The sequence below is a fragment of the Longimicrobium sp. genome (assembly GCF_036399255.1).
In the GTDB taxonomy this organism is placed as follows: Bacteria; Gemmatimonadota; Gemmatimonadetes; order Longimicrobiales; family Longimicrobiaceae; genus Longimicrobium.
The window spans coordinates 1-13,653 of record NZ_DASWNM010000054.1 but is presented as its reverse complement, the minus strand read 5'-3'; the positions used below and the strand labels follow the sequence as shown (position 1 = coordinate 13,653).

The 13,653-nt window shown below is 69.2% G+C and carries 4 protein-coding genes; all 4 read left to right on the top strand.

The window, feature by feature from the left end:
• The first annotated feature begins 695 nt into the window (after positions 1–695).
• The 4 genes from VGC13_RS08990 (at position 696) to VGC13_RS08975 (ending at position 13,091) form a co-directional block, all read left to right on the top strand.
• The gene (locus VGC13_RS08990; RefSeq protein WP_331124904.1) at positions 696–8,903 is read left to right on the top strand and encodes a HAMP domain-containing protein; all 8,208 of its coding nucleotides are present in this window, start codon (positions 696–698) and stop codon (positions 8,901–8,903) included.
• Positions 8,904–9,673: 770 nt separating this feature from the next.
• Complete coding sequence (locus VGC13_RS08985) at positions 9,674–10,537, top strand: protein-glutamate O-methyltransferase CheR (protein WP_331124903.1); 864 nt, start codon at positions 9,674–9,676, stop codon at positions 10,535–10,537.
• Complete coding sequence (locus VGC13_RS08980) at positions 10,534–11,145, top strand: chemotaxis protein CheB (protein ID WP_331124902.1); 612 nt, start codon at positions 10,534–10,536, stop codon at positions 11,143–11,145. Before VGC13_RS08985 ends, VGC13_RS08980 begins: the two co-directional genes overlap by 4 nt.
• Positions 11,142–13,091 (top strand): sensor histidine kinase, encoded by a 1,950-nt coding sequence (locus tag VGC13_RS08975; RefSeq protein WP_331124901.1) that lies wholly within the window; start codon positions 11,142–11,144, stop codon positions 13,089–13,091. The genes VGC13_RS08980 and VGC13_RS08975 overlap by 4 nt, the downstream gene beginning before the upstream one ends.
• Positions 13,092–13,653 lie beyond the last annotated feature (562 nt).

Sequence of the window (13,653 nt, the reverse complement as noted above, 5' to 3'; positions counted from 1 at the left end):
GCAGCGCACGCTCGGTATCTTGTCCGGCCCGCAGGACCGGCGCGCGACCGAGGAATCCACTTTCCGTTTCCTCATGGCCAGCGTGAGGAACGGACCGGCCCTGTCTGGCTGTTTCGCCGCCGCGGCGGTGGCGCGGCTACCGCGTCCGGCCTCGTGCGGGCCGACAGTAGATTCCTCGGCCCTGCAACCTGCGGCGTGAGCATCCGGTGGCAGTGTGGCCGGGCCTCGGAATGACAATCCGAGGAACGCCACTGGCTGCTCAGTTGAAGCCCCGCGCAGTTTGCGGGGCTTTTCGCCGTTCCAGCGGCGGCTTTAGCCGCTCACGCGCGCGGCGGGTCGCTTCGGGGCCGCGGGCCGACGCCGAGCGCGGTTCTCCGCCAGGGCGATTCTTCGCGCGGGACGGGCATTTTTCGAGAAAGCAGCACGGGTGCGGGGCGGGGAACACTTGCCGGAGGTGGCCTGTCGATTGCATCCTGTGGGACCGCTTTACCCGTGAACGACCGCACCCGCACACCGGGCCGCGGGTGCGCGCGGGCCGCCGTATGCGCCGAATGACCGGATCCGCTTGAATTCCGTACCGTCCGCCCGCCCCGCGGGCCGGACACCGCCGCCGTTCGCCTGCGCCGGCGCCGCCCCCTCGGGGTGGGCGCCGGCTCCCGGATTTCCCTACGCTACGCCACGCAGGAGCCTGACCCGTGCCTCAGGGTGACGACCGCAACGACGTGAACCCGCCCGCCGGCGGCGACGGAACCCCCGCGCCGCGCAGGCGGGGCGGGCGCCCGGCCGCGCAGGCCGGGCCCCCCGCCGCCGGCGCGGCACCCCCGGGCGACGGCGACGGCACGCCCCCCGTGCGCCGCGCCCGCTCCGCCTCCGCGGTGGGCAACGGCGCGGGCGGCGACGGAGACGGCGCCACGCCGGAGACGTCGGCCCCCGTGCCCGGCCCGCGCGGCCGCGCCCGCGCCGCGTCCGGCGGCGGGGCCGGTGCCCGCGCGCGGCGCGTGCCGCTGGACCCCGCGCTGGGCGGCGGCGACGACGACACCGGCGAGCGGCGCGACCTGCGCCGGCTGCTGCTGGCCCTGCGCGCCCTGCGCAGCGGCGACTTCGGCATCCGCATCCCGGAGGTGTACGGCGATCCCCTGATGGAGGAGATCGCCGACACCTTCAACGACATCGCCCAGCTCAACCAGCGCGTCTCCGAAGAGATCGGCCGGGTGAGCAACACCGTGGGGCGGCAGGGGCAGATGACCGACCGCGCCGCCATCGGCCCCGTGGGCGGCGGGTGGAGCAACAAGATCAATTCCGTAAACCAGCTCATCAGCGACCTCATCACCCCCACCACCGAGGTGGCGCGGGTGCTGAGCGCCGTGGCCCGGGGCGACCTGGCCCAGAAGATGGCGCTGGAGATCGACGGCAAGCCGGTGCAGGGCGAGTTCCTTCGCATCGCCACCACCGTGAACACCATGGTGGACCAGCTGAGCGCCTTCTCGTCCGAAGTGACGCGCGTGGCGCGCGAGGTGGGCACCGAGGGCGTGCTGGGCGGCCAGGCGGCCGTGCCCAACGTCAGCGGGACGTGGAAGGACCTCACGGACTCCGTGAACTTCATGGCCAGCAACCTGACCGGCCAGGTGCGCAACATCGCCCTGGTCGCGACGGCCATCGCCAACGGCGACCTGAGCCAGAAGATCACGGTGGACGTGAAGGGCGAGATGCTGGAGCTCAAGAACACCATCAACTCGATGGTGGACCAGCTCAGCGCCTTCGCCTCCGAAGTGACCCGCGTCGCCAAGGAAGTGGGCACCGAAGGCCGTCTGGGCGGCCAGGCGCGGGTGGAGGACGTGGCCGGCGTGTGGCGCGACCTGACCGACAACGTGAACCAGCTGGCCGGCAACCTGACCGTTCAGCTGCGCGACGTGTCCGCCGTGGCCACGGCCATCGCCGACGGCGACCTGACGCGCAAGATCACCGTGGAGGCCCAGGGCGAGATCCTGCAGATCAAGGAGGTCATCAACTCCATGGTCGACCGGCTCTCCGTCTTTGCCGACGAGGTGACGCGCGTGGCGCGCGAGGTGGGTACGGAGGGCGTGCTGGGCGGCCAGGCCGAGGTGCCCAACGTGGCGGGGACGTGGAAGGACCTCACGGACTCCGTGAACTTCATGGCGTCCAACCTTACGGGCCAGGTGCGCAACATCGCCGACGTCACCACGGCGGTGGCGCGCGGCGACCTGAGCCGCAAGATCACGGCGGACGTCAAGGGCGAGATGCTCGCCCTCAAGAACACCATCAACTCCATGGTGGACCAGCTCTCCGCCTTCGCGTCCGAAGTGACGCGCGTCGCCAAGGAGGTGGGCACCGAGGGCAAGCTGGGCGGCCAGGCCAACGTGGAAGACGTGGCCGGCGTGTGGCGCGACCTGACCGACAACGTGAACCAGCTGGCCGGCAACCTGACGGTGCAGCTGCGCGACGTGTCGGCGGTGGCCACGGCCATCGCGCAGGGCGACCTGGGGCGCAAGATCACGGTCGAGGCGGCCGGCGAGATCCTGCAGATCAAGGAGGTGATCAACTCCATGGTCGACCGGCTCTCCGTCTTTGCCGACGAGGTGACGCGCGTGGCGCGCGAAGTGGGCACGGAGGGCGTGCTGGGCGGCCAGGCCGAGGTGCCCAACGTGGCGGGGACGTGGAAGGACCTCACGGAGTCGGTGAACTTCATGGCGTCCAACCTGACCGGCCAGGTGCGCAACATCGCCCTGGTCGCCACGGCGATCGCGAACGGCGACCTGAGCCAGCAGATCACGGTGGACGTCAAGGGTGAGATGCTGGAGCTGAAGAACACCATCAACTCCATGGTGGACCGGCTCTCCGTCTTCGCCGACGAGGTGACGCGCGTGGCGCGCGAGGTGGGCACCGAGGGCGTGCTGGGCGGCCAGGCCGAGGTGCCCAACGTGGCGGGGACGTGGAAGGACCTCACGGACTCCGTGAACTTCATGGCGTCCAATCTTACGGGTCAGGTGCGGAACATCGCCCTGGTGACCACGGCGGTGGCCAACGGCGACCTGAGCCAGAAGATCACGGTGGACGTGAAGGGCGAGATGCTGGAGCTGAAGAACACCATCAACACGATGGTGGACCAGCTCTCCGCGTTCGCCAGCGAAGTGACGCGCGTGGCCCGCGAGGTGGGCACGGAGGGCATCCTGGGCGGCCAGGCGCGGGTGGAGGGGGTCGCCGGCGTGTGGCGCGACCTGACGGACAACGTAAACCAGCTGGCCGGCAACCTGACGGTGCAGCTGCGCGACGTGTCGGCGGTGGCCACGGCCATCGCCGACGGCGACCTGACCCGCAAGATCACCGTCGAGGCGCAGGGCGAGATCCTGCAGATCAAGGAGGTGATCAACGCCATGGTCGACCGGCTCTCCGTCTTCGCCGACGAGGTGACGCGCGTGGCGAGGGAGGTGGGCACCGAGGGCGTGCTGGGCGGCCAGGCCGAGGTGCCGGGCGTGGCCGGCGTGTGGCTGGACCTGACCAGCAACGTGAACTTCATGGCCGGCGCGCTCACCAGCCAGGTGCGCGACATCGCCCAGGTCACCACCGCGGTGGCCAACGGCGACCTGAGCCAGAAGATCACGGTGGACGTGAAGGGCGAGATGCTGGAGCTGAAGAACACCATCAACTCCATGGTGGACCAGCTCTCCGCCTTCGCCTCGGAGGTGACGCGAGTCGCCAAGGAGGTGGGCACCGAGGGCAAGCTGGGCGGCCAGGCGCGGGTGGAAGACGTCGCGGGCGTGTGGCGCGACCTGACCGTCAACGTGAACCAGCTGGCCGGCAACCTGACGGTGCAGCTGCGCGACGTGAGCGCGGTGGCCACGGCCATCGCCGACGGCGACCTGACCCGCAAGATCACCGTCGAGGCGGCGGGCGAGATCCTCCAGATCAAGGAGGTGATCAACCTGATGGTGGACCGGCTCTCCGTCTTTGCCGACGAGGTGACGCGCGTGGCCCGCGAAGTGGGTACGGAGGGCGTGCTGGGCGGCCAGGCCGAGGTGCCCAACGTCGCGGGGACGTGGAAGGACCTGACGGAGTCGGTGAACTTCATGGCCAGCAACCTCACCGGGCAGGTGCGCAACATCGCCCAGGTGACGACGGCGGTGGCCAACGGCGACCTGAGCCAGAAGATCACCGCCGACGTCAAGGGCGAGATGCTGGAGCTCAAGATCACCATCAACACGATGGTCGATCAGCTCTCCTCGTTCGCTTCCGAGGTGACGCGCGTGGCGAAGGAGGTGGGCACCGAGGGCAAGCTGGGCGGCCAGGCGCGGGTGGAGGGCGTGGCCGGCGTGTGGCGCGACCTGACCGAGAACGTGAACCAGCTGGCCGGCAACCTGACCGTCCAGCTGCGCGACGTGTCCGCCGTGGCGACGGCGATCGCCGACGGCGACCTGGGGCGCAAGATCACGGTCGAGGCGGCCGGCGAGATCCTGCAGATCAAGGAGGTCATCAACTCCATGGTGGACCGGCTCTCCGTCTTCGCGGACGAGGTGACGCGAATGGCGAGGGAGGTGGGCACGGAGGGGATCCTGGGCGGCCAGGCCGAGGTGCCCAACGTGGGCGGCACCTGGAAGGACCTGACCGACGCCGTGAACTTCATGGCCGGCAACCTGACTAACCAGGTGCGCAACATCGCCGACGTGACGACGGCGGTGGCCAACGGCGACCTGAGCCGCAAGATCACGGTGGACGTCAAGGGCGAGATGCTGGCCCTGAAGAACACCATCAACACCATGGTGGACCAGCTTTCCAGCTTCGCGTCGGAGGTGACCCGCGTCGCCAAGGAAGTGGGCACGGAGGGCAAGCTGGGCGGCCAGGCCAACGTGGAGGGGGTGGCGGGCACCTGGAAGGACCTGACCGACGCCGTGAACAGCATGGCCGGCAACCTGACCGGCCAGGTGCGAAACATCGCCGACGTGACCACGGCCGTGGCCAACGGCGACCTGAGCCAGAAGATCACGGTGGACGTGAAGGGCGAGATGCTCGCCCTCAAGAACACCATCAACACCATGGTGGACCAGCTCTCCGCCTTCGCGAGCGAGGTGACGCGTGTGGCGAGGGAGGTGGGCACCGAGGGCCGGCTGGGAGGCCAGGCCAACGTGCCGGGGGTCGCGGGCGTGTGGCGCGACCTGACCGAGAACGTGAACCTGATGGCCAGCAACCTGACCGGGCAGGTGCGAAACATCGCCGACGTGACCACGGCCGTGGCCCGCGGCGACCTGAGCCGCAAGATCACCGCGGAGGCGCGCGGCGAGATCGCCGAGCTCAAGGACACCATCAACACCATGGTGGACCAGCTCTCCGCCTTCGCGAGTGAGGTGACACGTGTCGCCAGGGAGGTGGGCACCGAGGGCAAGCTGGGCGGCCAGGCGCGGGTGGAGGGGGTCGCGGGCGTGTGGCGCGACCTGACCGAGAACGTGAACGCCATGGCCGGCAACCTTACGGTGCAGCTGCGCGACGTGAGCGCGGTGGCCACGGCCATCGCCAACGGCGACCTGACCCGCAAGATCACCGTGGACGTGAAGGGCGAGATCCTTCAGATCAAGGACGTCATCAACTCCATGGTGGACCAGCTGCGCGTCTTTGCCGACGAGGTGACGCGCGTGGCGAGGGAGGTGGGCACGGAAGGCAAGCTGGGCGGCCAGGCCGAGGTGCCGGGCGCGGCGGGCACCTGGCGGGCGCTCACCGAAAACGTGAACGCCATGGCCAACTCGCTCACCGCACAGGTGCGCGCCATCAAGGACGTGGCCACGGCGGTGACGGAGGGCGACCTGACCCGTACCGTCACGGTCGAGGCCAAGGGCGAGCTGGACGAGCTGAAGCGCTCGGTGAACCAGATGATCTCCAACCTCAAGGAGACCACGGAGCGCAACGAGGAGCAGGACTGGCTGAAGACCAACCTGGCCAAGTTCAGCCGGATGATGCAGGGGCAGCGCGACCTGGAAAGCGTGTCGCGCCTCATCATGTCGGACCTTACCCCGCTGGTGGGCGCGCACCACGGCGCCTTCTTCCTGGCGGACGGCGACGGCAACGGCAACGGTGGCGGGCACGACGCGGTGCTGCGCCTGATCGCCAGCTACGCGTACAAGGAGCGCAAGAGCGTCAGCAACCGGTTCCTGCCGGGCGAGGGGCTGGTGGGCCAGGCGGCGCTGGAAAAGAAGCCGATCCTGCTGACCGGGGTGCCCGACGACTACATCCGCATCACCAGCGGGCTGGGCGAGGCGCCGCCGCGCAACATCATGGTGCTTCCCATCCTGTTCGAGGGCGAGGTCAAGGCCGTGGTGGAGCTGGCCAGCTTCCTCCCCTTCAGCCAGATCCACCAGGTGTTCCTGGACCAGCTGGCCGAAAGCGTGGGCGTGGTGCTCAACATGATCACCGCCAACATGCGCACCGAGGAGCTGCTGCAGCAGTCGCAGAACCTTACCCAGGAGCTGCAGAGCCAGTCGCAGGAGCTCCAGGCGCAGCAGGAAGAGCTGCGGCGCACCAACAGCGAGCTCGAGCAGCAGGCCCGCACGCTCAAGGCCAGTGAAGAGGCCCTGCGCGACCAGCAGGAAGAGCTGCAGCAGGTCAACGAGGAGCTCGAGGAGAAGGCGGCGCTGCTGGCCGAGCAGAACCGCAAGGTCGAGCAGAAGAACCGCGAGGTCGAGGCCGCCCGGCGCGAGCTGGAGGAGAAGGCCAAGCAGCTGGAGGTGAGCACCAAGTACAAGAGCGAGTTCCTGGCCAACATGAGCCACGAGCTGCGGACGCCGCTGAACTCGCTGCTCATCCTGGCCAAGCTGCTGTCCGACAACAAGGACAAGAACCTCACGGAGAAGCAGGTGGAGTACGCCCAGACCATCCTGGCCTCGGGCACCGACCTGCTGAACCTGATCAACGACGTGCTCGACCTGTCCAAGGTCGAGGCGGGGAAGATGGACATCAACGCCGGCGACGTGCTGCTGGCCGACGTGTCGAACTTCGTGGAGCGCAGCTTCCGTCCGGTCGCCGACCAGAAGGGGCTGGAGCTGGCGATGGACATCGACCCCGAGCTGCCGCCGGCCATCTACACCGACGGGCAGCGGCTGCAGCAGGTGCTCAAGAACCTGCTCAGCAACGCCTTCAAGTTCACGGACGAGGGAAGCGTCACCCTCACCATGCGCAAGGCCGAGAAGGGGCGCCGCTTTGGCCACGCGGCGCTCAACGAGGCCGACGTGGTGGTGGCGTTCGCCGTCACCGACACGGGGATCGGCGTCCCGGCCGACAAGCAGCGCCTGATCTTCGAGGCGTTCCAGCAGGCCGACGGCACCACCAGCCGCAAGTTCGGCGGTACGGGGCTGGGGCTCAGCATCAGCCGCGAGATCGCGCGGCTGCTGGGCGGCGAGATCCGGGTGGAGAGCAGCGAGGGGCGGGGGAGCACCTTCACCCTCTTCCTGCCGCTCACCTGGCCGGGCGACCCCGAGGGGCACGAGGGCGAGGGCGGCGGCCACGACCCGCGCGGCGGGGGGAACGGCGGCTACGGCGGCGGGGGGAACGGCGGCTACGGCGGCGGGGGATACGGCGGCGGACCGTCGACGGACGCGCCGCGCCGCGCGCAGGGCGGACAGGGCGCGCAGGAGCCCCGGCCGCAGATGGAGCGGCCGGAGCGGCGGCGCTACCCGCGCGACCCCAGCGAGGTGGGGATCCACGACGACCGCTCCACGGTCGAGCCGGGCGACCGGGTGGTGCTCATCGTGGAGAACGACCCGCACTTCGCGCGCATCCTGCTGGACATGGGGCGCGAAAAGGGGTTCAAGGCGCTGGTGGCCATGGACGGCGAGCAGGCGCTGGAGCTGGTGCGCGAGTACCGCCCCGACGCGCTTACGCTGGACATCGACCTGCCGGGGATCGACGGGTGGACGGTGCTCGACCGGCTGAAGCACGCGCCCGAGACGCGGCACATCCCGGTGCACATCCTTTCCGGCGCGGGGCAGCGGCAGCGCGGCCTGCGCCAGGGGGCGGTGAACTACCTGGAAAAGCCCATCAGCAAGGACAACCTGGACGCGGCCTTCGACCGCATCAGCACCTTTCTGGAAGAGGGGGTCAAGCGGCTGCTGGTGGTGGAGGACGACCCCACGCAGCGGCAGAGCATCATTGAGCTCATCGGCGAGGGCGACGTCGAGATCACCGCGGTGGCCAGCGCCGAGGACGCCATGGAGCGGCTGCGCGAGACCCGCTTCGACTGCATGGTGCTCGACCTGGGGCTGAGCGGCGAGGACGGCTACAACCTGCTGGAACGGGTCAAGAGCACGCCCGAGATGCAGGAGATCCCCATCATCATCTACACGGGGAAGGACCTGTCGCCGGCCGAGGAGACGCGGCTGCGGCGGTACGCCGAAACCATCATCATCAAGGACGCCAAGAGCCCCGAGCGGCTGCTGGACGAGACCGCGCTGTTCCTGCACCGGGTGGAGAGCAACCTGCCCGACGACAAGCGGCGCATGCTGGAGCAGCTGCACAAGAGCGACTCGGTGTTCGAGGGGAAGAAGATCCTCATCGTGGACGACGACGTCCGCAACATCTTCTCGCTCACGTCGGTGCTGGAGCAGCAGGGGATGGTGGTGGTGTTCGCCGAGAACGGGCGCGACGCCATTCGCATGCTGCAGGACCAGCAGGGCATCGACCTGGTGCTGATGGACGTGATGATGCCCGAGATGGACGGCTACGAGACCACCCGCGCCATCCGCGAGATGCCGGAGTTCGTGCAGCTGCCCATCATCTCGCTGACGGCCAAGGCCATGAAGGGCGACCGCGAAAAGTCCATCGCCGCCGGGGCCTCGGACTACATCACCAAGCCGGTGGACGTGGACCAGCTGCTGTCGCTGATGCGGGTCTGGTTGTACAGGTAGGGGACAGGTTACCGGGGACAGGGGACAGGGGACAGGGGGATGGAGGTGCGAGCCCGGGGGGAGAATCCTCCGGGCTCGCGCTGCGTCGGCGGGCTTCCCGAAGTCGGGGGCGCCGCCGGTGTGGTGGCTCGACGGGGGACATCGAACTGCGCCCGACGGGCCCCCTCTCCCCCGGCCCCTCTCCCCCGCGGAGCGGGAGAAAGGGGAGAATTCGATCGTGCTCCGGAAGATCTACCGCTCTGGCTACCTCACCCGACCCGCCACATGGCAGGCACTTGCCCATGCCTCGATGCCGCCAGCCCGCGAAGGCGGGCTTCGTGTCGTTGTTGCAGCGAATTCATTCGCCCTTGTCCGGGCATTCCGACATCGGGTCGCCGACGTTGTGGTGGCTCGACGAAGAACGTTGAACTGCGCCCGACGGGGCCCCCTCTCCCCCGGCCCCTCTCCCCCGCGGAGCGGGAGAAAGGGGAGAATTCGATCGCGCTCCGGAAGGTGGTCTCGCGTCCAACCTCCCCCAGCAGTCTTGGGGGAGGTGGGCGAGTAATGCGAGCCCGGAGGGGGCGCCCGCGGACGCAGGTGGATCGTGCCGAAGCGCCCCCTCCCGCCGTGAAGCTTCTCCCGCTGTCCCCTGTAACCTGTCCCCTGTAACCTGTCCCCTCCCCCTCTCCCCCGTTACCTTCCCCATCCCTTCGCACGCACCTTGCCGTACAGCAGGGACTTGCCCCGCGCACGGCGCGGCCGGGGCACCGACACACCAGAGGCAACACCGAGTGGCGAGCGCAAAGGTGGACCTGCCGGATACGCCGGCCGCGTACGACAGGGAGCTTGAACGAATCGAGATCGAGCTGCTGCTGGAGGGAATGTACCGGCACTACGGCTTCGACTTTCGCAGCTACGCCTTTTCCTCGCTCAAGCGCCGCGTGTGGAAGCGCATCGAGCAGGAGGGGCTCAAGAGCGTAAGCCAGCTGCAGGACCGGGTGCTGCACGATCCGGCGACGATGGAAAAGCTGCTGCTGGACCTTTCCATCAACGTCACCGCCATGTACCGCGACCCGGGATTCTACGCGGCGTTCCGGGAAAAAGTGGTGCCCCTGCTGCGCACCTACCCCTTCATCCGGGTATGGCACGCCGGGTGCTCCACCGGCGAGGAGGTGTACTCCATGGCCATCCTGCTGGAGGAGGAAGGGCTGTACGAACGGGCGCGCATCTACGCCACCGACATCAACGAGATGGTGCTGCAGCGCGCCCGGGCGGGGATCTTTCCCCTGGACAAGATGCAGGAGTACACCCAGAACTACGTGCGGGCCGGGGGCACGCGGTCGTTCAGCGAGTACTACACGGCCATGTACGACGGCGCGCTGTTCAACAGCTCGCTCACGCGCAACGTGGTGTTCTCGCAGCACAACCTGGTCACCGACGGCTCGTTCGCCGAGTTCAACGTGATCGTGTGCCGCAACGTGATGATCTACTTCGACCGCAAGCTGCAGAACCGCGTGCACCGCCTGTTCTACGACAGCATGGGACGCTTCGGCATCCTGGCGCTGGGGAGCAAGGAGACGCTGCGCTTTACCGACTTCGAGGAAAAGTACGAGGTGCTCGACGCGCGCGAGAAGATCTTCCGGAGGCTGGCGTGAGCGAGCGCGGCGAGGTGGCGCCCGGCTACCGCCTGGTAGTGGTGGGCGCCAGCGCCGGCGGGCTGCACGCGCTGCGCACCATCGTCGCGGGGCTTCCCGACGACTTCGAGCTCCCGGTGGTGGTGGTGCAGCACCGCGCCAAGGAGTCGGAGCTGCTGTGCGAGCTGCTGCAGGAGTGCTCGGGGCTGCCGGTGGCCGAGGTGAACGACAAGCAGGAGATCGGCCCCGGGGTGTGGGTGGGGCCCCCCGACTACCACCTGCTGCTCGACGACGGCTTTTTTTCGCTCACCACCGACGAGCCGGTGCGCTACAGCCGCCCCTCCATCGACGTGACCTTCGAGTCCGCCGCCGACGTGTACGGCATGGACCTGATCGGCGTGGTGCTGACCGGCGCCAACGCCGACGGCTCGCGCGGCCTGCGCCGCATCGCCGACGAAGGGGGGCACGCCATCGTGCAGGACCCCGAGTCGGCCGAGGTGCGGGTGATGCCGCGCTCGGCGGCCAAGGCGGTGCCCGACGCCTGCGTGCTGCCGCTGGAAGAGATCGCCCCGCACCTGACGCGCATCCGCGGCCGGCGCGTGCCCCGCTGCGGGCCGGTGGCCGCATGACGCCGCAGGCGGCCGACGCGCCGCGCGCCCGCATCCTGATGGTGGACGACCGGCCCGAGAACCTGATGGCGCTGGAAGCCATCCTGGAGCCGCTGGGCCCCGAGCTGGTGCGCGCCAACTCCGGCGAAGAGGCGCTGCGCCAGGTGCTGCTGCACGACTTCGCCGTCATCCTGCTCGACGTGCAGATGCCGGGGATGAACGGCTTCGAGACGGCGCAGCTCATCAAGAGCCGCGAGCGCAGCAAGCTCACGCCCATCATCTTCCTGACCGCCATCAGCAAGGACGAGCAGTTCGTGTACGCGGGGTACGAGGTGGGGGCCGTGGACTACATGTTCAAGCCCTTCAACCCCGACGTGCTGCGCAGCAAGGTGGCCGTCTTCGTGGACCTGTACCTGAAGACGGAGCAGCTCAAGGAGCAGGAGGCCCGGCTGCGCGAAAGCGAGGTGCGCGCGCTGGAGCTGCAGCACCGCGCCGAGCTCAGCGCCAGCGAGGCGCGCACCGCCGAGATCGTGGGCTCGGCGCTGGAGGCCATCATCACCTTTGGCGACGACCGCCGCATCTCGCTGTTCAACGCGGCGGCCGAGCGCACCTTCGGCATTCCCGCCGCGCAGGCGCTGGGGCGCCCGGTGGACGACCTGTTCGCGCCGGAGCAGCGGGGCAGCCCGGTGGAGCACATGTGCCAGGCGGCGGCGGAGCGGGCGGTCTCGGTGCTCGAGGGCAAGGGCTCGGGCGAGCCCGACATTCCGCCCCGCGAGCACGCGCTGGTGGGGCAGCGCGCCAGCGGCGACACCTTTCCCCTGGAGGCGTCGGTCAGCTGCCTGCAGCTGGACGACGAGCGGCTGTTCACCGTCATCGGCCGCGACGTGTCGGAGCGCAAGCGGGCCGAGGAGGAGCTGCGCGAGCAGACCGAAAGCCTGGCCCGCACCAGCCGCGAGCTGCAGTCGGTGAACGCCGAGCTGCAGGCGCGCCAGCGCGAGCTGGAAAGCGCCATGGCCTCGCGCAGCCGCTTCTACGCCAGCATGAGCCACGAGCTGCGCACCCCCATCAACGCCATCCTGGGGTACAGCGCGCTGCTGCTCGACAACATCTACGGGCCGCTGAACGAGCAGCAGTCGCGCGGCATCGAACGGGCCAACCAGGCCGCCAAGCACCTGCTGGAGCTGGTGAACGACATCCTGGACCTGTCCAAGATCGAGGCGGGCAAGATCGACCTCGAGGTGCAGCTGGCCAGCTTTCCCGCGCTGGTGCAGGACCTGTTCGTCACCGTGCGCCCGCTGGCCGACGAGCACGGCTCGGAGCTCACGCTGGAGTGCCAGGACGAGATCTCCATCACCACCGATCCGCGCCGGGTGCGGCAGATCGTGCTGAACCTGCTTTCCAACGCCATCAAGTTCGGCGAGGGCAAGCCCATCACGGTGGCGTGCCGGCGGCTGGACGACGGCGGGGTCGAAGTGGACGTGCGCGACGAGGGGCGGGGGATCGAGCCCGAGAACCTGGAGCGCATCTTCGACGAGTTCGTGCAGATCGCCCACCCCGACCAGCAGCTGGGAACGGGGCTGGGGCTGCCCATCTCGCGCCGGCTGGCGGTGCTGCTGGGCGGCTCGCTGTCGGTGGAGTCCACGCTGGGCTCTGGAAGCATCTTTCGCCTGGTGCTCCCCCCCAAGCTGGACGTGCGCATCCTCAGCGGCACCGATAGCATGCCGTTTCCCACCCCCGTCGAAGCGCGCTCCGGAAGTGCGGGCGGGGACGATGCGGACGACGCTTCCGGCACGGACGCAGCCTCAGGCGCGGACGGCGACGGCACGGCGGACGCGGATTCCGCCCCGGCACCGGCGAGCGGGGACGTGGACGCCGATGCGGCGGATGATGAGGCCGAAGACGGCGACGAGGAGCACGCCGCGCCGGCGGGACGGCGCCGCGTCCGGGACCCTCACCCGCTCGCCTAGCCTCGCAACCTCGCCCGCTTGCGGGAGAGGGGGATACACGCCGCGAACCCCGCGGCGCGTTCTCGCCGGCGCGGTACTCCTTCCCGGCAGCCTGATCCCGCCCGACCTCTCCGGCTTACGGCGTCATTGGCGGACCCACGGTGTCCCTGTCCGACTACAGCGTCCCCTGTCCGGCCCCCCACAGTGTCATTCTGAGGGAGGCGCCGCGCGAACCCGTCTTCCCGCTCCAGTGCCGTGGCGCCGACCGAAGAATCTTTGTCGGAAACGGGGGCCCCTCGCGCCGAACCCAGCCGTAGCCGACAGACGGTGCGCCCATCGGGCAGATTCTTCGGTCGGCGCACGGGCGATGGTGCGTCTGGACAGGACTGGGTGCGCGCCTTCCTCAGAATGACAGCAGGCCGCCGGAATCGCTAAGAGTGTGTTAAGAATCCCTGCGCTCGCGCCCGTATGTCATTTCGAAGGAGGCGCCACACCGCACCATCGGCTCGCACGAAATCCGGCGCGCCGACTGAGAAATCTACTGTCTGCTGCTGGTGCCCCGCTGCACCGCTCCGGCACTGGC